The organism is Streptomyces sp. NPDC090798, assembly GCF_044768965.1.
In the GTDB taxonomy this organism is placed as follows: Bacteria; Actinomycetota; Actinomycetes; order Streptomycetales; family Streptomycetaceae; genus Streptomyces.
This window is the reverse complement of sequence record NZ_JBIVXA010000006.1, coordinates 233,710-256,222: the sequence shown is the minus strand read 5'-3', so window position 1 is coordinate 256,222 and position 22,513 is coordinate 233,710. Positions and strand designations below refer to the sequence as shown.

The following is a 22,513-nucleotide window of genomic DNA, read 5'->3' as shown; positions in this document are numbered from 1 at the left end:
GGACCCTCGGGCGCCGGTCGCGGCTCATGGCGTCCCGCCCGGTGTGGCGTGGGCCGAGGCCCGGGTCAGGGTGCGGGTCGCGTGGATCAGGAGGACGAGCGCGGCGGCGCCGCACGCCAGTGCCGGGACGGCACCCGGACCCCAGGCGTCGGCGACGGTCTCGACGGGGGTGGCGACGAACGAGCAGCCGGGCAGGCGGGCCGCGAAGACCGTGGTGAGTGCGGTCACTTCGGCCGCGCCCGCGGCGCCGAGGACGACGGCCGGGGCGTGGGTGAAGCCGCGTGTCGTGAGCAGGCGCGCGAGCAGGAGCAGCGCGCCGAGGGCGCCTGCTCCGGCGTACGCCCCGGACCCGTTGTAGGCGCCGGGCTCGCTCGGCGCCTCCCGGCACAGTGCGAGCAGGGCGCCCAGGGCGCAGAGGAACAGGGCGAACACCCCCAGGAGCAGGGGCCGCACAGAGACGGCGAACTCCTCCAGGCCTCGGCTCGCGGTCAGTTTGCGGCGGGCGCCCACGGTGAAGAGGTGGGCGCACCAGGCGGCGGGGGCGCACGCCAGGGCGAGGGCCAGCACGGGTGCGGTGGCCGGGGGCCAGGGGCCGTCGGGGCCGCCTTCGATGCCGACGCTCAGCAGTCCGTCGCCGAGCAGGGCGTACGCGATCAGCCAGCAGGTCCAGGCACGGGTGCCGCTCGTCGTGCGGTGCGTGGTGCTGAGGGGGCCTCGGCGCAGCGCGGCGCGCAGGCCGAGCGTCACGGCGAGGGTGCCGGCGGCGGCGACCGCGAGGCGCGGCTGCCCTTCGGTGAGCCGCAGCCCGGCCACGGTCGCCGCGTACAGGGCGCCGGGCAGCAGGGAGAGCACGGCCCAGCCGGCGCGCGCGCCGGGGTGTTCGGGGGCCACGGGCCGCGGCGCCGGGTCCGCGTCGCGGGCCACGCGCGCGTACATCTCCTCGGCGAGCGAGAACACGTCCCGGTGCCGGAACCGTGCGGCGGTGCGGTCGGTCACCCCGTGCGCCTCCAGGCCCGCCGCGATCTCCAGGGGGTCGACGGCGCGCTCGCAGAGTTCACGATGCCGGTGCATCAGCGCCTTCACGGGGTCCACGGCGCCGCGGCGACCACTGCCGAGGGATTTCCGCGCGCCCCCCGAGTCGCGTCCTGAGTCGCGTCCTGAGTCGCGCCCCGCGTCGCCCCCCGAGTCGCTCCCCCAGTCGGCCTCCGGGTCATCCCCGGAGTCGCCGCGTGCACCGCCCGATGCGTCCCGTACGAGTTCGCTCATCACGCGCCCTCCCTCGCGGGCAGCGGAGCTGTGGCGCGCACCGGTGCCCCCGCCGCCCAGCGCGGGCGTCCCGTGGCCACGAGGCGGGCCTCGGTCCACCGGCCGGGTACGTGGGCCTCGGCCGGCACGCCGAACGGCAGGGGGTCTCCAGCGCCGTCCACGACGAGCCGCCGGACCGGGGAGCGCGAGACGATCTCCAGGTAAATGCCGTGAAATGCCGTGATGTTCTGCTCGACCGTGAAGAGTTCGAGGGCTCGCGCGCGGGCCGCCGCGCCCAGGCGTGCACGCCGTTCGGGGTCGCGCAGCAGGGCCACGCACGCCTCGGCGAGCGCCCGCGGATTGCGCGGCGGCACCACCAGCCCCGTACCGCCGATGACTTCGACGACCGCGCCGACGTCCGTGGACACGGTGGCGCGGGCGCAGAACATGGCCTCGACGAGGCTGATCGGGAAGCCTTCGACGACGCTGGAGAGGACGACCACGGCGCCGGACGCGTACGCCTCCGCGAGGCTCGGGACCTCCGGGCCGCCGATCTCCTCGAAGGACACCGGGTTGTCGCCGACCGCGTGCACGCCCTCCGCCTCGTCGGGGAAGAGCTGGGCGGCCAGCGCCTTGCAGTGGGCCAGGTACAGCGCGCCCTCCGGTCCGTCGGCGGGCGCGCCGACGATCCGCAGCCGGGTCTTCGGCGCCTCCTTGCGCACCTCGGCGAAGGAGTGCAGCAGTGAGATCAGGTCCTTGGCCGGTTCGATGCGGCCGACCCAGACCAGGCTGTCCGGGTCCGCGCATCCGGAGCCGTCGGCCCGCTCGCCCACCTCCGCGAAGCGGGCGGCCTCCATGCCGGGGTAGACGGTGCGCAGTTTGGCGCGGTCGGCGCCGCAGCGCTCCTGCCAGCGGCGCGCATGGGTGTTGCCGGGCGTGATGAGCGTGGCCCGGCGGTAGACCTCGGCGGCCAGCGCGCCGTGGAAGGCGGCGAGCAGCGCCCGTACCGCGGGGGACTCCTCGGCGGCGGAGGAGGCGAGGTAGTGCGCCCGCAGCTGTACGCCGTACTCCGTGACCAGCAGCGGCACCCCGGCGAAGTGCAGGGCGAGCAGGCCGGGCAGGGCGGCCTCGCCGCCGGCCGCCGCGTGGCAGAGGTCGACCGAGCCGAGCCCGTCGTCCTCGTACCAGTCCAGCGAGAGGGGGCGCAGGGCGCGCTCGACGTGGGCGGCGACGGACAGCAGGTCGGGCACGCGCGCGGTACGCGCGGCGCGCAGTGCGCCGGGCGCACGGCAGGCGCGCTCCAGGGCGCGCACGGCCCCCTCGGAGCGCAGCGCCCCGACCAGCCCGCCCTCGTCGCGCGCTAGTTCCGCGAGCCCGTACAGCGCACTGCCGAAACGGTCCGCCTCCACTCCGCAAGAGGCCTCCACCGCGGTGGGTCCGCCGGCGGCCTCCGAGCCGTCCAGGACCGCCGGTGCGGCACACACCGCCGCCGCCAACTCCCCGAAGCACTCGGCGAACCGCCGGCGCGCCCGTCGCCCGTGTACCACGCCGTCGTCCTCGGCCGTCCACAGCGGAGCCGTCCGCACCCGGCTGACCTGCGGCGGCAGCTGGATCCAGCCCTCGTCCTCCTGCCGCTCGCTGCGGCTGAGCGCGTAGATGTCGAACTCGTGCTGCCCGAGCCCGCGCACGAGCCGGTCGCACCAGAGTCTGGCGTCACCGCTCACATACGGATAGCCACCCTCCGTAAGCAGTCCGATGCGCACCAGTGCACCCCCGATCTCCCTATGGGGAGCCGCCGTTGACCCGGCGGCTCGCAGCGGGAAGAACGTATGCGCACATGGCGGTGGCGCGACGGACGGTTGTCCATCGCGCCACCAAAAGGGGTGAACGGTCGTAACTTTCCCGTGCGGGTCGCGTTCCGTCGCGCTACGAGATCAAGCAGTCACGTTGCATCACGCCGCCGTCAGCTGCCTCCGGGCCGTCCGTCGCTCTGTCGCGACCGCAGGATCCAGTGCCGGTACGGCGGCCAGCAGCTGCTTGGTGTACGGGTCCTGGGGCGACTCGTACACCTCGTCGGCGGGCCCGTACTCGACGATCCGGCCGCGTCGCATCACCGCGACCCGGTCGCTGACCTGGCGGACGACCGCGAGGTCGTGCGCCACGAACACGAGTGCGAGCCCGAGTTCCCGCTGCAGTTCGGCGAGCAGGGCGACCACCTGGGCCTGGGTGGTGACGTCGAGCGCGGAGACCGGTTCGTCGCAGATGATGACCCGCGGGTCGGCGGCGAGCGCCCGGGCGATGCCGACGCGCTGGCGCTGTCCGCCGCTGAACTCGTGCGGGTAGCGGTCGTAGTGCGCCGCTTCGAGCCCCACGCGCTCCAGCAGTTCCCGTACGCGCCCCCGAATGCGCCCCTCCTCGTCTTCCCCGCGGGCGCGCAGCGGATCGGCGATCGACTCGCCCACGCTGCGGCGCGGGTTGAGGGAGGAGACGGGGTCCTGGAAGACCATCTGAACGTCCGGACGCACGCCTCCGCCGGGCTTGATCTCCCCCGCCGTGGGCTCCAGCAGCCCCACGAGCATCCGTCCCAGGGTGGTCTTGCCACTGCCGCTCTCACCCACGATCCCGAGGGTCTCGCCCCGGTGGATCGTCAGCGACACGTCGTCGACGGCCGCGAACGCCCGCTTGCCGCGCCCGAATTCGCGCCGCAGGCCGCTCGCCTCGAGAACGACCTCCTCCGTCGCCTCGGAGCCGGTGCGCGGCGCGTCCACGCGGGGCACCGCGCCGAGGAGTTCCTGGGTGTACGCCTGCGCGGGCGCCCCCAGGACGGCGCCGACGAGCCCATGCTCGACGGCCCGCCCATGCCGCATGACCAGGATCTCGTCGACGCTCTCGGCGGCGACGCCCACATCGTGCGTGACGAGGAGCAGGCCCATTCCGGTCTCCTCGCGCAAGGTGTGCAGCAGGTCGAGGATCTGGGCCTGGACGGTCACGTCGAGGGCCGTGGTCGGCTCGTCGGCGATCAGCAGGTCGGGTTCGCAAGCCAGTGCCATCGCGATCAGCGCGCGCTGGCGCATACCGCCGCTGAACTCGTGCGGGCGCGAGCGCGCCCGGCGCGCGGCGTCCGGGATGCCCACGCGGTCGAGCACCTCGACGGCCCGCGCGCGTGCCGCGCGCCGGGAGGCCTTCACGTGCACCCGGTACACCTCGGCGATCTGGTCGCCGACCGCGTAGTACGGGTCGAGGGACGACAGGGGGTCCTGGAAGACCATGGCGGCCTTCCCGCCGCGCAGCCGCCGCAGTTCGGCGTCGGACGCCTCCTGTACGTCGATGCCGGCCACGCGCACCGAGCCGCCGACATCGGCTCCCGTGCCGCGGTGCAGCCCCAGGAGGGCCGAGGCGACTGTGGACTTGCCCGAGCCGGACTCGCCGACCAGCGCCAGGGCGGCGCCCTGCTCCAGGCTGAAGGAGAGGCCGTCCACAGCACGCAGTGGCCCGAACCCGACCGACAGATCCGTCACGTCCACCAAGCTCATACGAGCACCACCCGTCGGTCGGCCACCGCGTACAGCACGTCCGCGACGGCGTTGGCGATGACCACGAAGAAGCCGATGACCAGGACCATGCCGACGACCACCGGCAGGTCGACGACGTTCACCGCGTGCACCAGTTCCTGTCCGATGCCGGGCAGTCCGAAGAGCGTCTCGGTGAGCACCGCGCCGCCGACCGCCGAGCCGACGTTGTTGGCGTTCAGCGCGATGATCGGCGCGAACGCCCCGCGCAGCGCGTGCCGCCCGATGATCGACCGCTCGCCGACGCCGTACGCCCGGAAGGTCCGGATGTGATCCTCGGCGAGGGTTTCCAGCATCGCGGCCCTGGTCAGCCGGGCGAACGCGGCGGCCTCGATGAGGGCGAGGGAGAGCCAGGGCAGCAGCAGGTTCCAGGCCCACTGTTCGGGGTCGTCGGTGAGGCTGACGTACTGCGGGAAGGGCAGCAGTTGCAGCTGGCCGCAGACGACGATCATGAGCACCAGGCCGATCACGAAGACCGGCGTGGCGACGCCCGCGAGGGTGATCCCGGTCAGCACGCGCTCGGTGAGCCGGCCGCGCCGCCACGCGGAGAGGATGCCGGTGCCGACGCCGAGGATCAGCCACAGCACCATCGCGCCGAACACGAGGGACAGGCTGACCGGCAGCTTCGCCAGGATCAGCTGGGTGACCTGGGTGTCGCCCTGGTACGACAGGCCCAGACAGGGCGCCGAGCAGTGTTCCACCGAGGTGCCGGTGGAGAAGTCCTGGCCGACGAGGATGCCCTGCAGGAAGTGCCAGTAGCGCACGTACAGGGGGTCGTCGAGCCTCAGCTGCTGGGCGACCTGGTGCACTTGTTCCGGAGAGCAGCGCGGGCCGCAGGTGATCTGGGCGACGTTGCCGGGGGTGGCGTAGAAGACGACGTAGACGATCACCGAGATGGCGAGCAGGGTGATCACGGTGCCGACGGCGCGGCGCAGGACGAATCCTCCGAAGCCGCTCATGCCTTGGCCTCCTTCTTGGCGCTCGCGTCCGGCGCGGCCTTCTTGGCGCCCGCTTCCGCCGCTGCCTTCTTGGTGCTCGCGTCCGCCTTGGCCTCCCGCTTGCGGCCCGTACCGACGCGCAGGCGCGAGGCCGCGCGCGGGTCCAGGGCCGTGCGGACGCCGTCGCCGAGGACGGTCAGGGCCAGCACGGTCACCAAGAGCGCCCCGGCGGGCAGCAGCAGGTACTGCGGAGCCGCCTGGTACCAGACATTGGCGGCCGTGAGCATCTGCCCCCAGGACGGCGTCGGGGGCTTCACTCCGACGCCGAGGAAGGAGAGCGCCGCCTCGGTGGAGATGTTCATCGGCACGAGGAGCGCGGCATAGGTGATGACGGGGGCGGCCAGTCCGGGCAGGAGTTCGCGGCGGGCGATGTGCCAGGTGTTCCAGCCGCTGAGCCGCGCGGCGGAGACGTAGTCCAGCCCCTTGAGGGTGAGGGTCTGGGCGCGCACGATCTTCGCGGTGTTGCCCCAGGCGATCAGGCCGATGACGAGCGCGACCAGCAAGGGCCGCGGGAAGCTGCTGGGCACGATCGCCAGCAGGGCCAGCGACATGATCATCAACGGCATCGCGACGAAGATGTCGGTGATCCGGCTCAGCAGTTGATCGATCCATCGGTTGCCGAGTGCGGCCGCGACGCCGACCACGACACCGACGAGGACCTGTACGACGGTCGCCCCCAGCGCGACTCCCAGCGAGACCCGGGCGCCGTACACGAGCCGGGCGAAGAGGTCGCGGCCGGTCTGCGGTTCGACGCCGAGCCAGTGGTCGCCGCTGACGCCGCCGAACGAGCCCACGGGCACACCGCCGCGCGCCGAGTCGATGAGGGACGGGTGGTAGGTGGTCGGGTCCTGGCCCTCGATCGCCGTGAGCAGCGGCGCGGCGAGCGCGAGCAGGACGAGCAGCGCGACGACGGCCGCCGCCACGAGGGCGGCGCGCTGCGTGCGCAGCCGCCGCCAGAACAGACGGGCCCCCGAGACCCCCGGGACGGACGCGAGGTCCGTCCCGGGGACCTGAGAGGCGACGATTGCCTCGCTCACGGCGCTACTTCACCGCGACCTGGGAGATGTCCAGCACGCCGGTCCAGTCGCTGATCACGATGTTCTTGACCGCGCTGCCGTACAGGCGCTTGTAGACGGGGTGGAACAGCGGCACGGTCAGGGCCTGCTCGCCGATCTTCTTGTCCAGTGCGCCCCAGCGCTTGGCGGCCTCGTCAAGATTCGTCAACTTGTTGATCGCGTCGATCTCGTCATTGACGGACTTGTCATTGAGGAAGCCGGTGTTGAAGTTCGCGCCGTCCTTGACGATCTGGCGGCCGTCGAAGATCGGGGCCAGGAAGGGGCCGCCGGAGGGCCAGTCGGCACCCCAGTGGGCGAGGAAGAAGCCCGGCTCGGTCTTGACGCTGTGGATCTTGTCCTTGTAGTCGTTGATCTCCAGGCCCTGGAGCTTGACCGTGATACCGGCCTTCTTCAGGGCGTCCTGGAGGGCGGTCGCGATCTCCGGGCTGGTCTCGAAGTCCTTGTCGTTGGAGTGCGTGAGGGTGACGGTGATCCCGTTCGGGTGACCCGCCTCCTTCAGCAGCTCCTTGGCCTTGGCCGGGTTGCCGGACGCGCCCGCCGGGAAGTGGTCGTAGGGCGTGTAGCCGAAGGACTTCTGGTTCGGCAGGTACGTGGTCGCGGCCTCGGCCAGCGACGAACCACCCGCCGCGTTGATCACCGACGAACGATCGACGGCGTACGCGATCGCCTGCCGCACCTTCGGGTCGTCGAACGGCTTCACCTTCGGGTTGAAGGCGATGTAGTTGGTGTAGCCGAAGTGCCCGGTGCCGACGCGTGCCGCCAGCGCCTTGTCACCCGTCACCTTGGCCAGCTCGGCCGGCCCGAGGTTGGTGTCCGTGGTGACGGCGGCGGCATCCGCGCCCTGGGACGAGGACAGCCGCTGGTTGATCACGGAGGAGTCCAGGCCCGACCGTACGTCGATCTTGTCCGGGTAGGCCTTGCGCTCGGCGTCGGTCGCCGCGGACCAGTACGGGTTGCGCTCCAGGGTGATCCGCTCGCCGTCGTTCTCGTTCTTGACGACCTTGTACGGGCCGGAGGAGATCGGGTGCTGCTCGTACTTCGTGCCGTTGTCCTTGGCCTTCGGGACGGGCGTGAACTGGGTCTGCGTGGCGAGGTAGGGGAACTCGCCCTCGGGCTTGTTCAGGTGGAAGACGATGGTCAGGTCGTCCGGGGTCTCGATCGAGGCGAGGCCCTTCTTGTCCTTGTACGGCCCCTGGTAGTCGGCGCCACCGATCAGCCAGTCCCGCAGGTAGGGGGCGCCGCCGGAGAGCTCGGCCGCGAAGGAGCGCTCGATGCCGTACTTGATGTCGGCGGAGGTGATCGGCGTGCCGTCCTCGTACTTGAGGCCCTTCTTCAGGGTGTACGTCCACACGGTCGCGTTCTCGCTCGGACGGCCGGTGTCGGTGGCGAGGTCGGGGACGACCTTGGCGCCGGCGGCGCCGCTCTCGCGGTTGCGCGTGGTCAGCGTACGGAAGACGAGGGAGGGGACGTTGCCGCCGCCGGAGGTGTAGAGGCGCGCCGGGTCGAAGTCCTCCTGCGGGCCCGCGTTGAGGACGGTGAGCGTGCCTCCCTTCTGGGGCTTGGAGTCGCCACCGGCGCCCTTGGCATCGTTGTCCTTCGGCCCGCAGGCGGCCGCGCCCGCTGCCACGGCCAGGGTGACGGATGCCGCGGCCACGCGGCGGGCTATGACGGACGGTTGACGCATCGGAAGACGACCTCTCGAATGATGAGACGGATTGACGAGGAGTGAGACGAAAGTGAACGGACGTCTGCCCCGGCGCCAGGTCGTCAAAAAAGGTCGCGAAGTCGGAAACAAGTGACCAATACGGTCACCTACGGTCACGACGGAAGCGGAAGCACGACGCACACGCCAAGGGCGGGCGTCAGCGACAGTGGATGTCTGCCACGCAGAGCGCGGTCACGCCAATCAGCGCCAGCTCGATGGCGGCGCGACGGACAGCATGACTAGACCACATGCGCAGAAATATGAACGAACTTTCGGAGCATGTCAACGTGGCCCCAGTGGCCCCCCGCGAACCCTCCGTCAACTCCCCGGATAGGGCCAGGGGTTGGCCCGGCAGTGGATTCCGTCATGGTCGAGGAACTTGGTCTGCTGTTGCATGACGGGCGCGAGCTCGCCGTCCTTGTCGCAGGTGACGTGGCCGTATCCGAGACGGTGGCCGACCTCGTGGTTGATGAGCATCTGCCGGTACGGGTGAATCGCGTCACCGTAGGTCTTGGAGCCCTGCGCCCAGCGGTACGCGTTGATCATCACCCGCTCGGTGGAGGCCGAGTCGCACGACACGTTGTCCTCGGTCGTGTCCAGCCCGGACTTGGCGCACCACTCGGCGGTGGTGCCGGGGCTGGCCAGCGTGATCACGAAGTCGGACTTGCCGGAGGAGACCCGCTCGAAGGTACGGGCGCCGCTGTGGGCCCAACTCCGTTTGTCGTTCAACGTCTTCTGGACGGCCTGCGCGAAGAGGGCGGCGTCGAGGCCGAGGCCCTGCTCCACATCCACCCGGTATGTGTACTTCTGCCCCTTTCCGGGCGCCTTGTCGAACCCGGGGACGGCGTCGAACTTCCCCGAGGCCTTCAGGGTGGCACTGAGCGCGTACTTCACACCCATCTTCTGGTCGTACGTCAGCGGTGTCGCGCTCGGTGCCACGGAGGGGGTCGGCCCGGTGCCCCCGGGCGAGGCGGAAGCGCGGGCGTCCAGTCCACCGCCGGCGGACTGCGTCTGCGCGGTGGCGTCGTGCCGGCCGGCGGCCACCTGTCCGGCCACCACTACGGCGAGCACGGTGGTGACGGCGGCCGCGGCGATTCCGGTGAACGCCCGCCCCTTGACGCCCTTGCCCCTCTCCGCCTCCTCGGTCCCCGGCCCGCCGCTCCCGGCCCTGCCCCCGTTCTCGTTCTCACTCTCGCCCTCGCTCTCGTCGAAGGCGTCGACGTAGGCCTGCCGGAGCCCCGGGCCGGGTCCGAGCCCGGCGTCGGCCTCCTGCCGCTGCCGGGGGATGCGCGGTCCGGGTGCCCCCTGGGGCATGCCATGTGGCGCCCCCTGCGGCATGACCTGAGACCCGCCGCCAGCGGCCCCCGCTGTCCGCGGGCCGCCCCTGAACGCGCCCCAGCCACCGCCGGGTTCACGCTGCTCGGGATGTCCCGCACGCGCCTGGGGCACACCACGCGCGGGGGTGCCGTCCGGCGACCGGGGCACATCACGAGCGGGCGTACCGCCGGTCGTACGGGGGATGCCGCGCGCGGGCGTCCCATCGGCGAACCGCGGAACACCGTGGGCCGGCGTCCCGTCCGGATACCGAGGCACACCATGCGCCGGAGTCCCGTCCTGGAGTCGCGGAACGCCCTGCGACGGGGTCCCGTTCACCATCCGCGGGACGCCATGGGCCGGCGTGCCGTCCGGATAGCGAGGCACACCGTGGGCCGGCGTGCCGTCCTGGGGGCGGGGAGCTCCGGGCAGCGGGGTGCCGCTCGGCGTGGGGCGCCGAGGCCCCGGTGGCTGTGGGCCCAGGGGGCCGCGCGTGGCCCCCTGCGGCGAGGGCGCCACCGGACCCGTACCCGGCGCCACCCCTTGAGCCGTGCCCGGTGCGGCACCGGGTGCCGGAACCCTCGGCATCTCCCCCGTGTCGCTCTTACCGGCCCGCCCCCGGCGACTGTGACGTCCCACGCCCTGCCTCAGCTCCCCGCGTCCGCGCCGGCCGGAGACGTCAACTCGCCCGATTCCGCGAGGAGTTCGCGGAACGCCGAGGCCACCGTCTCCGGGTACTCCATCATCGCGACATGCCCCGCGTCCGGCAGCGACAGCAGCCGGGAGTCGCGGAAGGCGCGCGCCGCGCGCCGGGCCATGCGGTAGGCGACGAGCTGGTCACGGCCGCCGTAGACGAGCAGCGTCGGCGCGAGCACCCGCTCGGCCTGGCGCCACAGCCCGTGCTGGCCGCCCAGCGTGTAGGCGTTCACGAGGCCGCGCGACGAACGCGCCATGGCGTCCCAGAAGTAGGGCAGCGCGAGCCGTCGCTCCATCTCCTCGACCGCGTCGCGGAACCCCTCGGGCGTCACCATGCCGGGATCGCCGTAACAGAGCGCCATGACCCCGCGGACGCGCTGCTCGGCGCCCCAGTCCCTGGTGAGCCTGGTGAACAGCCGCGCCACCCCCGGCACCGAGAGCAGCGCGGTCGGCCACGCGGTGCGCTGCGCGCGGATCTCCGGGAGCGCGGGCGAGATCAGGGTGAGCGTCTCGACCAGGTCGGGGCGTACGGCGGCGACGCGCGTCGCGACCGCTCCGCCGAGCGAGTTCCCGAAGAGGTGCACAGGGCCGCGCTCGGCCGCGTCGAGATAACGGATGACCGCGCGCGCGTGCCCGGTCACCGAGTAGTTGCCGTCGTCCGGCGGCGGCGAGTCCCCGAAGCCGGGCAGATCGAGCGCCTCGCTGTCCACGAGCCCGTCGAGCAGCGGCATCAGCGCCGACCAGTTCTGCGAAGAACCGCCCAGCCCATGGACGTACAGGGCGGGCGGCAGTCCCTCGCGCGCGGGCGGTCTCGAACGTACGGTCAAGGTGATCCCGGGCAGACTGACCGATCGCAGCCGCTCCCCCTCCGCCACCCGGACGGTCCCGACCCTCGGCGTGACGGTGGTGGCCAGCGCGGCGGGCAGCTCGGTCGAAGACATGCGGCAATGTTACGAGACGATCACGCAGTGGTTCATGTGTTCGCTGTCACAGATCGTACGCGGATCGTCTAGCGCCTCGATCGGGTGTCTCCTAGGCTTCGAACGAGGGCACTCGTAGGTACATCAGGATCCGAACCTCAGGATCCGTACATCAGGAGCGCGCTCGCACCGCTCGGGAAGAGGAACCATGACAGTCGACCCGACAGACCCCGAGACCTTCGACGACCGGTTCCGGGAGATCGTTGACCCGGAAGCCCCGGAGGCGGACCTCGCCGAGCAGCTCAGCGAACTGGATCCGGTGGACGACATCGACCCGCCCCCCGGTGACCCGCTCAACGCCAACGAGGCCGACCTCGCCGAGCAGGCCAGGGTCGTCCGGCTCAACGAGGACGACTACAGGGGATGACCCCATGTGACCGGACCCCGCCGACCAGCGGTATCCGGTGCGACTTCGCGCCTTTCTCACCCTGTTCGTCACCCTCTGTGTCGTTATCGCACGCGTCCGGTCCGTGAAATTCTGCGCTCGCACCGCGCACAGCGGGGTTACCGAAAAGTACGATGGCGGCGCGGCGCACACCGCATGTGGACAATTTTGGGAGGCGGCGTGACAGCCATCGAGCAGACAGAGGCGGCACGCCCGCGGGGCACTCGCCTGCCGCGCCGTGCCCGACGCAACCAGCTCCTCGGCGCCGCCCAGGAAGTATTCGTTGCGCAGGGGTATCACTCGGCCGCCATGGACGACATCGCCGAGCGCGCGGGCGTCAGCAAGCCGGTTCTCTACCAGCACTTCCCGGGCAAGCTCGACCTGTACCTCGCGCTGCTGGACCAGCACTGCGAGTCCCTGCTGCAGGCGGTACGGACGGCGCTCGCGTCCACCACGGACAACTCGCTGCGCGTCCGCGCCACGATGGACGCCTACTTCGCGTACGTCGAGGACGACGGCGGCGCGTTCCGGCTCGTCTTCGAGTCCGACCTGACGAACGAGCCCGCGGTCCGCGAGCGCGTCGACAAGGTCACGCACGAGTGCGCGGAGGCGATCTGCGAGGTCATCGCGGAGGACACCGGTCTCTCGCGCGCCGAGTCGATGCTCCTCGCCTCGGGCCTGGGCGGCCTCGCACAGGTGGTGGCCCGCTCCTGGCTGCACAGCGACCGCAGCGTCCCGCGCGACCAGGCGGTGCAGCTGCTGACGTCACTGGCGTGGCGGGGTATCGCGGGCTTCCCGCTGCACGGCACCGATCACCACTGACTCACGCCCGACCGTCTCTTTGTTCCCGTCCGCTGTTCGCTCTTGGCGTTCTCGGCCGGAACGTGCACGTCCCCTCACCGGGCTAATGTGTGCAGCGTACGGCGCGGAGAGACGCGCACATGACTGACCGTCGGAGGGACAAAGCCGTGGAGGTCAAGATCGGCGTGCAGCACGCGCCCCGCGAGATCGTTCTGGAGAGCGGTCAGACCCCGGAAGAGGTCGAGCGCGCGGTGTCCGAGGCGCTGGCCGGCAAGTCGCAGCTGCTGAGCCTCGTGGACGACCACGGCCGCAAGGTCCTGGTTCCGGCCGACCGCCTCGCGTACGTGGAGCTCGGCGAGCCCACGCAGCGCAAGGTGGGATTCAGCGCGCTGTAGTTCAGGCGAGCGGAAGGGGCCCGGTGACACTGTCGCCGGGCCCCTTCGCATGTACGGACCGGATCCTTCGCATGTACGGAACCGAAGTTGAACCGAACCTCCGCGGGTACGGAACCGGACCCTCCGCGCGCATCCTTTCGGGCCCGTACAGGCGGTCTCACCACCACGGATGGAGCACAGAACATCCACAGAGGAGGATTGCGTTCCGCACCTCAGGGGTAAGACCGGCTACGACCGATTTGCACCGGCCGTGCGGGAGGGACCCCCACCATGTTCTTGGAAGCGCTCGGCGCCGCGATGCTCGGTCTCGGCCTGGCATGGTGGGCGGCGTACCGACTGCCGCACCGGCTGCCGAACCGCAGCCTGGTCCTGTCGACGGGTGTCGCCGGGGGCCTGTTCGGGGCGTTCCTGACGCACACGGCGCTGGGCTCCGGCCACTTCCTGGTCATCCTCGCCGGCGCCGCGATTGTCTGCGCCGCGCTGCTGTCGCTCCTGCTGCGCCCCGCGGAAAGATTTCGCCGCCGCTCGGCGACGGCGTGACCGAAGCGGGCGACGGCGAAACCCCTGAGGCCGGCAAGCCCCGAGGGAACCGAGGGAACCGTGGAAACCGGGGAAACCGGGGAAACCGGGTCTAGGCCGCCAGGCCCAGTGCCGCCATCCGCTTGGTGTGGGCCTCGGTGATCCGCGAGAACATCCGGCCGACCTCCGCGAGGTCGAACCCGTCCGCCACACCGCCCACGAGCATCGTCGACAGCGCGTCACGGTCCGCGACGACCCGCTGCGACTGCGACAGCGCCTCGCCCATCAGCCGCCGCGCCCACAGCGCGAGCCGGCCGCCCACACGCGGGTCCGCGTCGATGGCGGCGCGCACCTTCTCGACGGCGAAGCTCGCGTGCCCGGTGTCGTCGAGGACGCTGAGCACGAGCCCGCGCGTGTCGGCGTCGAGGCGTGCGGCGACCTCCCGGTAGAAGTCACTGGCGATCGAGTCGCCGACGAACGCCTTGACGAGGCCCTCCAGCCAGTCCGAGGGAGCCGTCTGCCGGTGGAAGCCGTCGAGCGCGGCGACGAACGGCTCCATCGCCGCGGTCGGCTCCGCGCCGACCGCGGCGAGGCGGTCCCGCAGCCGCTCGAAGTGGTGGAACTCGGCCGACGCCATCTTCGCCAGCTCCGCCTTGTCACTGAGCGTCGGGGCCAGCTTGGCGTCCTCCGCGAGCCGCTCGAACGCCGCCAACTCGCCGTACGCGAGCGCTCCGAGCAGGTCCACGACCGCGGCGCGGTACTGAGGGTCGGCCGCGGCCGTGTCCCAGTTCTGCGCGGCGACTCCGGTGGCCGCGGGGGTGGTCTTGCCGGTGGCCTCGGCGGACGGGTCAGCGGCGTTGTCAGGCGTCGTCATGAAGCGCACAATAGCCCGCTCGACGCAACAGGGAAGTCCCTGGTCAATCAGTGTGACGACGACTACGTGACCAAATCGGCCATCGCATATGCGCGATTCCGGGGTATGGTGGTAATGCGCCCGGCGAGTATTCGACGGGCCGCACGAATGAGGATGCCCGGTCGGTGGCCCGATCGGCTCCGACCCGACAGCCCTCCGCGTCCGTACGGCACATTGCGTACGACATCCGGAGGGAACCCTCAGCGGTACGAGAGCTCGAGCGTCGGCAGTGGTCCCATGCCACTCGGCCCGCCCGTCAAGAGCGGCCGACGTCCCCGGCACGGTCCCCGACACGACCCCCGCGCTCGCCTCGCACCGCGCACACAGAAGAGGCAGCACCCTGACTACGACTTTCCGAGAGCTCGGAATCCTTCCCGAGACGGCCGAAGCCCTTGAAGCCGTCGGCATCATCACTCCCTTCCCCATCCAGGAGATGACGCTCCCCGTAGCCCTTTCGGGCTCCGACGTCATCGGCCAGGCCAAGACCGGCACCGGCAAGACGCTGGGCTTCGGCCTCCCGCTCCTCGAGCGTGTCACCGTCCCGGCGGACGTCGAGGCGGGCCGGGCCCAGCCCGAGCAGCTCACCGACGCCCCGCAGGCCCTCGTCGTCGTCCCGACGCGCGAGCTGTGCACCCAGGTGACCAACGACCTGCTGACCGCCGGCAAGGTCCGCAACGTACGCGTTCTCGCCATCTACGGCGGCCGGGCGTACGAGCCGCAGGTCGAGGCCCTCAAGAAGGGCGTCGACGTCATCGTCGGCACCCCGGGCCGACTGCTGGACCTCGCGGGCCAGAAGAAGCTCAACCTCAAGCACATCAAGGCGCTCGTCCTCGACGAGGCCGACGAGATGCTCGACCTGGGCTTCCTGCCCGACGTCGAGAAGATCATGAACATGCTGCCGGCCCGCCGTCAGACCATGCTGTTCTCGGCGACCATGCCGGGTGCGGTCATCGGTCTCGCGCGCCGCTACATGTCGCAGCCCACGCACATCCGCGCCACGGCGCCGGACGACGAGGGCGCCACGGTCCGCAACACCGCGCAGTTCATCTACCGCGCGCACAACATGGACAAGCCCGAGCTGGTCGCACGCATACTGCAGGCCGACGGTCGCGGGCTCGCGATGGTGTTCTGCCGCACCAAGCGGACGGCGGCGGACCTCGCCGACCAGCTCCAGCAGCGCGGCTTCGCCTCCGGCGCGGTCCACGGCGACCTCGGCCAGGGAGCCCGCGAGCAGGCACTGCGCGCGTTCCGCAACGGCAAGGTCGACGTCCTCGTCTGCACCGACGTCGCCGCCCGCGGCATCGACGTCGAGGGTGTCACCCACGTCATCAACTACCAGTCCCCCGAGGACGAGAAGACGTACCTGCACCGCATCGGCCGTACGGGCCGCGCGGGCGCCAAGGGCATCGCGATCACCCTCGTCGACTGGGACGACATCCCGCGCTGGCAGCTCATCAACAAGGCGCTGGACCTCGGCTTCAGCAACCCGCCGGAGACGTACTCCACGTCCCCGCACCTCTTCGAGGAACTGAACATCCCGGCCGGCACCAAGGGTGTCCTGCCGCGTGCCGAGCGCACCCGCGCCGGCCTCGCGGCCGAAGAGGTCGAGGACCTCGGCGAGACCGGCGGGCGTGGCGGTCCGCGCGGCCGCGGTGGCCGTTCGTCGGCGCCGGCGCCCGTGGAGCGCGAGCGTGAGCGCCCGGCGCGCACGCCCCGCCGCCGTCGCCGTACGCGCAACGGTGCCGCGCTGGAGGAGACGGCCACGACGCCGACTCCGGAAGCGATCACCGAGCCCGCCGCCGCGGAGGCCACCGAGCCCCGCACCCCGCGCCGCCGTCGCCGTACGCGCGTCGGGGGTACGGCGGAGCCGGTGGCGGCTGCCGCCACGGTCTCCGAGCCGTCGGTGAACGAGGCCCCTGAGGCCGCGGAGACCGCCGTCGCCACGGCCGAGGCCACCATCGAGGCCACGCCGGAGGAGGCGGTCGCGAAGCCGCGTCGCCGTCGGACCCGCAAGACGGCGGAGGCCGCTCCCGCCCCGGTCGAGACCGTGACCGTCGTCGCGGAGCCCGCGCCCGTCGCGGAACCCGTCGCCGAGGTCGTCACGGAGGCTCCGGCCAAGCCGGTTCGTCGCCGGACCCGCAAGGCCGCCGAGGCCGTCGCCGACACGGCCGAGGGCGTGGTCGAGGCCGCGCCGGAGGCCCCCGCCACCAAGCCGCGGCGTACGCGGGCCAAGGCCACGGCCGAGGCGCCCGCCGAAGCGGCCGTGGACACTGCCGAAGCCGCGGCCAAGCCCGTCCGCCGCCGCACTCGCAAGGCCGCCGCGGAGACCGCCGACACCGTCGCGACCGTCGAGGCCGAGATTCCGGCGCAGACCGCCGCCGTCGTCGAGGCCCCGGAAGCCAAGCCGCGGCGCCGTACCCGCAAGGTCGCGGAGCCCGCGGAGGTCGCGGTCGACGCGGCGGAGGGCGCTGCCGAGGCGCCGGTCGCCAAGCCGCGGCGTACGCGCAAGGCGGCGGTGGCCGTGGTGGACGTGGTCGAGGCCGCGCCGGAGGTTCCCGCCACCAAGCCGCGGCGTACGCGGGCCAAGGCCACGGCCGAGGCGCCCGCCGAAGCGGCCGTGGACACTGCCGAAGCCGCGGCCAAGCCCGTCCGCCGCCGGACCCGCAAGGCCGTCGCGGAGACCGTCGAGGCGGCGATTCCCGCCCAGTCGGCCGCCGTTGACGAGCCGGCGGCCAAGCCGCGTCGGCGTACGCGCAAGGTCGTGGAGCCCGCGGTCGCCGCGGAGGCGGCGCCGGAGGCGGCAACGCCCCGTCGGCGTACGCGCAAGGCGGCGGCTGCCGTGGAGCCCGCGGAGAGCTGATCCTCAGCCCGATGGCCCGGTCCCCCATGCGGTGGGGCCGGGCCATCGGCGTTCTCGCCACCCCTACCCGTCCCCATCCCCACCTGGGGCGGGGATCCGGGGCGGAGCCCCGCCCGATAGCCTCGGGGCATGAGCAGGCCCCCCTCCTTCGCGCCGCCCGCCGGTGTCCGTGCCTACCGTCTCCGCACCACCCGCGGCGAGTTCGCCGTGCTCGACGCCGCGCCGCAGGCGCAGCTGAAGGGAACCGTGCTGCTGCTGCCGGGTTTCACCGGCAGCAAGGAAGACTTCATCGCGCTGCACGAGCCGCTCGCGGCGCGCGGGTACCGTACCGTCGCCGTGGACGGCCGCGGGCAGTACGAGAGCGACGGCCCCGAGCACGACGAATCGGCGTACGCGCAGGACGAGTTGGCGCAGGACGTGCTCGCGCAGACGGCAGCCGTCGGCACCCCCGTGCACCTCGTCGGCCACTCCCTCGGCGGACTGGTCGCCCGCGCCGCCGTCCTTCTCGACCCGGCCCCCTTCGTCTCACTCACCCTCATGGCCTCGGGCCCCGCCCAGATCTCCACCTCCCAGCAGCAGCGCGTCAAACTGCTCCGGGACGCCCTCGCCGTGATGGACATGGCCCAGGTGTGGGACGCCATCCAGGCGATGGAAGCGCCGGAGGAGATCGACACCGCCGATCTCGACGGTGGGCTGGACGACCGCGAGGACCTGCGGCGCCGCTGGCTGCGCACCCGACCGGCCCAGCTGATCGCGACGGGCCGTCAGCTGTGCACGGAGCCCGACCGCGTCGCCGAGCTGGCCGCCGTACGCCTGCCCAAGCATGTGCTGTCCGGCGCGTTCGACGACACCTGGCCAGTGCCGCTCCTGGACGACATGGCCGTACGCCTCAAGGCCCGGCGCACGGTCGTAGCAGGAGCCGAGCACTCCCCGAACACGGACCAGCCCGAGCAGACGGCCCTCGCCCTCGCCCGGTTCTGGGACCACGCGGACCAGTGACCGGGAGGCGGGCCGCAGTAACCGGGAGGCGGGCCGTAGGAGCTAGTACTGCGCCTGCAAGTGCTCCCAGAAGCCGTCCCGCAGCGCGCGGCGCAGGTCCGCCTGGCCCCGCAGGGAGTACTGCAGCAGCCCCTCGGCCTCGACCAGCAGATCCTGGTCGACCGAGCCGGGCAGGTAGGGGTGGCCGGGCAGCAGCTCCACCAGCGCCTCGCGCCCCCGCGCGGCCAGCCACTTCGCGGCGATCTGGGCGCCCACGAACCGCACGTCGTCGCGGGTGGGCCGGTTCGCCGCCGTCGGGTCGTAGGTCGCGGAGGTCCGCCGCGACACGTAGGGCTTGAAGAATTCCAGGTCGAACGTGCGCTGGCTGTCGACCTCCCACAGCAGCGGCTCGGCCTGGTTGCGGCCCTCGGGCGCCTCGATGCCCCAGAGGTGGACCCGCGCCCCGTACCCCTGCGCCGCCTCGACCGCCGACACCAGGTCCTCGTCGCCGCCGAGCAGCGCGGCGTCGCTGATGGCGCGGTGCCGGGCGAGGGACTCCAGGTCGGAGCGGATGAGGGAATCGACGCCCTTTTGCTGGTTGTTGGCGTTGAGGTTGCCCAAGCGGACCTTCACGTCCGGGAGTTCGGCGATCGACTGCTGTTCCGCGGTGTGGATACGGCGGCGTGCGCCGTCGTACCAGTAGACGCGCAGCAGCCTGCTGTCGGCGAAGATGGTGCGGGCCCTGTCGATGAGCGCCTCGATGAGGCCTTCGGCGTCCAGGTCGAAGGCGCGGCGGTCCTCGGTCCCGAATACGAGCCGCCCCGCGGCCGCGTACAGGTATCCGGCGTCGACGAAGATCGCATGGGTCGAGGGCGTCTTCGCCACCTCGGCGAGCATGCGCTGGAGCAGCTCGTTCGTGCGGTCGATGCGGGCGCCGAGCGCCGCGTGGTCGTCGTTCATCACCTCCATTGTCCCGGCGGTCACGCTGCGAACACAACCGGTCCCGTTCAGTCTCGTTCAGACTTCTTACCCGACAGTAATTAGGTTCTCGAAAAATTTCCTTAGCGTAGGGAATGTTTGTAACACGCATGCCGTTGAATACGAACGGAAGCGGGAGCACCGACGTCTCGCGCACCACGCACCAGTAGTTCTCCTCAGGAGGATGACCAGACGAAGGGAGAAGCCCATGCGCTTCGAAATCATGCGACTCGACGATGTCGACGGCACGCCCGTGGACACCACCGTTGTAGACGCCGCCTCCGTCAACCGGATCGTTCAGCAGGCCGCCGCCATCGGGCAGCGACTGTGGATCCGCCCGGCCGAATCGTCCGCTTCATAACAGTTCAGAGCAGTTGAAGAGCCACGGAGCGATTCACCTCCGGGCGGACGCCTTCAGACTTCAAAGCCCCGTACGGCATCGATGCCGTACGGGGCTTTGCGCGTTCTCACGGGCTCACGGTCAGCTCGCCCGGATCACCTGGGTGATCCCGTTGATGATCTGCTGCACGGCGATCGCGGACAGCATCATGCCCGCGAGCCGGGTCACCAGCACGACACCGCCGTCCTTGATGACGCGGATGATCAGCAGCGAGTAGCGCATGACCAGCCACAGGACGACGTGGATGGCGAGGATCGCGGCCCACACGGACACCTGGGTGGCGACGGTGTCGGCCTTCTGGACCGCGAGGATCACCGACACGATCGCGCCGGGGCCCGCGAGCAGCGGCATGCCGAGCGGTACCAGGGCGACGTTGACGTCCTTGGTCTGCTTGGGCTCGTCGGTCTTGCCGGTCAGCAGGTCGAGGGCGATCAGCAGGAGCAGCAGCCCGCCCGCGATCATCAGCGCGGGCACGGACACATGCAGGTAGTCGAGGATCTGGTGGCCGAGGAGGCCGAAGACGGCGATCACTCCGCCGGCCACGCAGACCGCCTGGAGGGCCATCCGTTTCTGCACCTTGGCGGGGCGTCCCGCGGTGAGCGCGAGGAAGATCGGGGTGATCCCGGGGGGATCCATGATGACGAAGAGGGTGAGGAAGAGGGAGCCGAAGACAGCGACGTCGAACATGAGTGAGTGAGGCCTTGCGAAGGTGGGAAGGGCGGCGCGGCGGGATCAGCCGCCACCGCTGGGGAAAGGCGTTCCGCCGGGCGGAACGGAGGCACACGACGGCCGGCGTCGGGCGCTTGGCGTCTTGTCGGCGCTTGGGCGGGCGCCTTGTCGGGCGCCTGGTCGGGCGCTTTGAGGAACCTGGGGCGTGAAGGCGGGCGTCAGGCTCCGCCGGCGCCCGGCACGGGGAACGCCCCGGTCGCCCGCCGGGTGATCTCGCCGTACACCTCGGGGTCGGTGGTGAACTCCCCGAGCACGCAGGTCTTGCGGCTGCCGTGGTAGTCGCTGGACCCGGTGGCGAGCAGTCCCAGGTCGGCGGCGAGGCCGCGCAGCCGGGCGCGGGTGGCCGGCTCGTGGTCCATGTGGTCGACCTCGATGCCGTCGAGCCCGGCGGCGGCCAGGTCGGCGATCGCGGACTCCGGCACGGTCCGGCCGCGCTTGGCGGCGGCCGGGTGCGCGAAGACGGTCACGCCGCCCGCGGCCTTGACGAGGCGGATCGCCTCGAAGGGGTCGGTCTCGTGCTTGGGGACGTAGGCCCGGCCGCCGTCGGCCAGCCAGTCCTCCGTGAAGGCGTCGGAGACGCTGTCCACGACCCCCAGCTCGACCAGGGCGGAGGCGACGTGCGGTCGCCCGACGGATCCGTCGCCCGCGATGCGCGCGACCTGCTCCCAGGTGACCGGCACCCCGAACTCCCGGAGCTTGGCGACCATGGCCCGGGCGCGCGGCACGCGGTCGTCGCGCACCAGCTCGCGCTCGGCGAGCAGTCCGGGCTCCTCGGGGTCGAAGAGGTAGGCCAGCATGTGCATGCTGACGCCGTCGAGACGGCAGGAGAGCTCGGCGCCCGTGACGAGGGTCAGCCCCTCGGGCAGCGCGGCCAGCGCCTCCGCGTATCCACGGCTGGTGTCGTGATCGGTCAGCGCGACGACGTCGAGACCGGCGGCGCCGGCGTTGCGCACGAGTTCGGCGGGGGTGTCCGTACCGTCGGACGCGGTGGAGTGGGTGTGCAGATCGATGCGCACGACGCGGACTCCAGGCGGTGACGGGGTGGCGGGGGACGCTCAAGCATAACGGGAGTTCCGGGCGCCCTGTCACACCCACAAGTGCCGGGCGCCCCCTACAGCCAACCTGCGCGAAGCCCTCCGGGGGCGCGGGTAACCGCGCGCTCAGCCAACGACGACCCGCACGCATCCACCCGCCCGAGGCACCCGCACGCATCCACCCGCTCAAGGCACCCGCACGCATCCACCCAAGGCACCCTGCACCACAGCGGAGCGCTACGGCTCCAGGATCCGCGGCGACAACGCCCCGCACGGCAACAGATCCACCTCCGCCCCCGCATCCCGCAGATCCGTCAGCACCAGCTCGTCGTACATCAGCAACCCCGACTGCTCGGGCCACACCACCGCCCACACCCACAGCCCCAGCGCCTCGCCCGCGAAGACGGCACGGTCGTCGGGGCTGCCGGTCACATGCCAGAGCGGGGTCGGGCGGCCGGCCGCGAGGACCTTCGCCTGGGGTGGTTTCTCGACGTTCATGTACGGCCCCGGGTCGGGTCCGTCGATGCCCGCGTACCGCGCGCCGAGGCCGACGCCGAGCTCCTCGGCGACGAGGATCAGCTCCCCTATGCCGCCGAGCGGTCCGGGGCCCGAGCAGGCCACGGCCGTCGCGCGCCCTCCGCTGCGATCGTCACCGGCGAATGCCGCGCCGGTGAACAGCCAGCCGACCGGCAGCGGCCACGGCATCCACACCGGCACCCGGGCACGGTGCACCACTACACCGAGGGCCTCGACGCTGGGCGGGATCACGGGCTGCAGCGGATACACGGTCCCGTGCACATCGCACTGCCAGGAGTCGGCAAAGAGGCCGGGAGCCCTGACCCGGCCACCACACTTCGGGCAACTGGGTTCGCCCCTCATAGAGCCCCACGGTCCTCCCCGTCTTTCGCCGCGTCAAGGACGATCACCCGTCCGGAGCG

21 protein-coding genes are annotated in these 22,513 nt (G+C 71.8%); 7 read left to right on the top strand and 14 right to left on the bottom strand.

Annotation, left to right across the window (positions count from 1 at the left end):
- Nucleotides 1-24 precede the first annotated feature (24 nt).
- The 9 genes from ACIQTP_RS15855 to ACIQTP_RS15815 all read right to left on the bottom strand — a co-directional run bounded on the left by ACIQTP_RS15855 (nt 25) and on the right by ACIQTP_RS15815 (nt 11,544).
- Complete coding sequence (locus tag ACIQTP_RS15855) at nt 25-1,266, bottom strand: hypothetical protein (protein WP_403400194.1); 1,242 nt, start codon at nt 1,264-1,266, stop codon at nt 25-27.
- The gene (locus tag ACIQTP_RS15850; RefSeq protein ID WP_403400192.1) at nt 1,266-3,008 is read right to left on the bottom strand and encodes a DUF3492 domain-containing protein; all 1,743 of its coding nucleotides are present in this window, start codon (nt 3,006-3,008) and stop codon (nt 1,266-1,268) included. The genes ACIQTP_RS15855 and ACIQTP_RS15850 overlap by 1 nt, the downstream gene beginning before the upstream one ends.
- A 189-nt stretch (nt 3,009-3,197) precedes the next feature.
- Nucleotides 3,198-4,778, bottom strand: a complete 1,581-nt coding sequence (locus tag ACIQTP_RS15845; RefSeq protein WP_403400191.1) for a dipeptide ABC transporter ATP-binding protein — start codon at nt 4,776-4,778, stop codon at nt 3,198-3,200.
- Nucleotides 4,775-5,773, bottom strand: coding sequence for an ABC transporter permease (locus ACIQTP_RS15840; protein ID WP_402035511.1), 999 nt, complete (start codon nt 5,771-5,773; stop codon nt 4,775-4,777). The genes ACIQTP_RS15845 and ACIQTP_RS15840 overlap by 4 nt, the downstream gene beginning before the upstream one ends.
- Nucleotides 5,770-6,849 carry an ABC transporter permease gene (locus ACIQTP_RS15835; protein ID WP_403400189.1) on the bottom strand — a complete coding sequence of 360 codons (1,080 nt, stop codon included), beginning with the start codon at nt 6,847-6,849 and terminating at the stop codon, nt 5,770-5,772. Before ACIQTP_RS15835 ends, ACIQTP_RS15840 begins: the two co-directional genes overlap by 4 nt.
- A 4-nt stretch (nt 6,850-6,853) precedes the next feature.
- Complete coding sequence (locus ACIQTP_RS15830; RefSeq protein WP_403400187.1) at nt 6,854-8,572, bottom strand: ABC transporter substrate-binding protein; 1,719 nt, start codon at nt 8,570-8,572, stop codon at nt 6,854-6,856.
- A gap of 178 nt (nt 8,573-8,750) precedes the next feature.
- A complete protein-coding gene (locus tag ACIQTP_RS15825) occupies nt 8,751-8,843 on the bottom strand; it encodes an Ms4533A family Cys-rich leader peptide (RefSeq protein WP_312639156.1) in 93 nt (30 codons plus the stop codon).
- A gap of 68 nt (nt 8,844-8,911) precedes the next feature.
- On the bottom strand, nt 8,912-10,546 hold the full coding sequence (locus tag ACIQTP_RS15820; RefSeq protein WP_403400184.1) for a DUF3152 domain-containing protein: 1,635 nt from the start codon (nt 10,544-10,546) through the stop codon (nt 8,912-8,914).
- Nucleotides 10,547-10,554: 8 nt separating this feature from the next.
- A complete protein-coding gene (locus ACIQTP_RS15815; protein WP_403400182.1) occupies nt 10,555-11,544 on the bottom strand; it encodes an alpha/beta fold hydrolase in 990 nt (329 codons plus the stop codon).
- 187 nt (nt 11,545-11,731) lie between these two features.
- Here ACIQTP_RS15815 and ACIQTP_RS15810 point away from each other — a divergent pair, with 187 nt between their 5' ends.
- The 4 genes from ACIQTP_RS15810 (at nt 11,732) to ACIQTP_RS15795 (ending at nt 13,704) form a co-directional block, all read left to right on the top strand.
- On the top strand, nt 11,732-11,950 hold the full coding sequence (locus ACIQTP_RS15810; RefSeq protein ID WP_403400180.1) for a hypothetical protein: 219 nt from the start codon (nt 11,732-11,734) through the stop codon (nt 11,948-11,950).
- Nucleotides 11,951-12,148: 198 nt separating this feature from the next.
- Nucleotides 12,149-12,790 (top strand): TetR/AcrR family transcriptional regulator, encoded by a 642-nt coding sequence (locus tag ACIQTP_RS15805; protein WP_168495305.1) that lies wholly within the window; start codon nt 12,149-12,151, stop codon nt 12,788-12,790.
- 146 nt (nt 12,791-12,936) lie between these two features.
- Complete coding sequence (locus tag ACIQTP_RS15800; protein ID WP_028801993.1) at nt 12,937-13,164, top strand: DUF3107 domain-containing protein; 228 nt, start codon at nt 12,937-12,939, stop codon at nt 13,162-13,164.
- A 270-nt stretch (nt 13,165-13,434) separates the two neighbouring features.
- Nucleotides 13,435-13,704, top strand: a complete 270-nt coding sequence (locus ACIQTP_RS15795; RefSeq protein WP_402035495.1) for a hypothetical protein — start codon at nt 13,435-13,437, stop codon at nt 13,702-13,704.
- A 91-nt stretch (nt 13,705-13,795) separates the two neighbouring features.
- Here ACIQTP_RS15795 and ACIQTP_RS15790 read toward each other — a convergent pair whose 3' ends face one another.
- A complete protein-coding gene (locus ACIQTP_RS15790; RefSeq protein ID WP_403400178.1) occupies nt 13,796-14,557 on the bottom strand; it encodes a ferritin-like fold-containing protein in 762 nt (253 codons plus the stop codon).
- Nucleotides 14,558-15,029: 472 nt separating this feature from the next.
- On the opposite strand from ACIQTP_RS15790, the gene ACIQTP_RS15785 reads away from it, so the two are divergent.
- Nucleotides 15,030-17,456 (top strand): DEAD/DEAH box helicase, encoded by a 2,427-nt coding sequence (locus tag ACIQTP_RS15785; RefSeq protein WP_403400176.1) that lies wholly within the window; start codon nt 15,030-15,032, stop codon nt 17,454-17,456.
- 129 nt (nt 17,457-17,585) lie between these two features.
- Nucleotides 17,586-18,455, top strand: coding sequence for an alpha/beta fold hydrolase (locus ACIQTP_RS15780; RefSeq protein ID WP_403400174.1), 870 nt, complete (start codon nt 17,586-17,588; stop codon nt 18,453-18,455).
- Between the two features lie 42 nt (nt 18,456-18,497).
- Here the strand turns inward: ACIQTP_RS15780 and ACIQTP_RS15775 are convergent, their stop codons facing one another.
- The gene (locus ACIQTP_RS15775) at nt 18,498-19,394 is read right to left on the bottom strand and encodes an NYN domain-containing protein (RefSeq protein WP_403400172.1); all 897 of its coding nucleotides are present in this window, start codon (nt 19,392-19,394) and stop codon (nt 18,498-18,500) included.
- 226 nt (nt 19,395-19,620) lie between these two features.
- On the opposite strand from ACIQTP_RS15775, the gene ACIQTP_RS15770 reads away from it, so the two are divergent.
- The gene (locus ACIQTP_RS15770; RefSeq protein WP_095852725.1) at nt 19,621-19,773 is read left to right on the top strand and encodes a hypothetical protein; all 153 of its coding nucleotides are present in this window, start codon (nt 19,621-19,623) and stop codon (nt 19,771-19,773) included.
- Nucleotides 19,774-19,893: 120 nt separating this feature from the next.
- Here the strand turns inward: ACIQTP_RS15770 and ACIQTP_RS15765 are convergent, their stop codons facing one another.
- From ACIQTP_RS15765 to ACIQTP_RS15755, 3 genes are all read right to left on the bottom strand, one after another.
- Nucleotides 19,894-20,499: a MarC family protein gene (locus ACIQTP_RS15765; protein WP_075028797.1), complete on the bottom strand. Its 606-nt coding sequence runs from the start codon at nt 20,497-20,499 to the stop codon at nt 19,894-19,896.
- Nucleotides 20,500-20,699: 200 nt separating this feature from the next.
- Nucleotides 20,700-21,557, bottom strand: coding sequence for a PHP domain-containing protein (locus tag ACIQTP_RS15760; protein WP_403400169.1), 858 nt, complete (start codon nt 21,555-21,557; stop codon nt 20,700-20,702).
- A gap of 255 nt (nt 21,558-21,812) precedes the next feature.
- A complete protein-coding gene (locus ACIQTP_RS15755) occupies nt 21,813-22,454 on the bottom strand; it encodes a DUF6758 family protein (RefSeq protein ID WP_402035481.1) in 642 nt (213 codons plus the stop codon).
- Between the last annotated feature and the right edge of the window lie 59 nt (nt 22,455-22,513).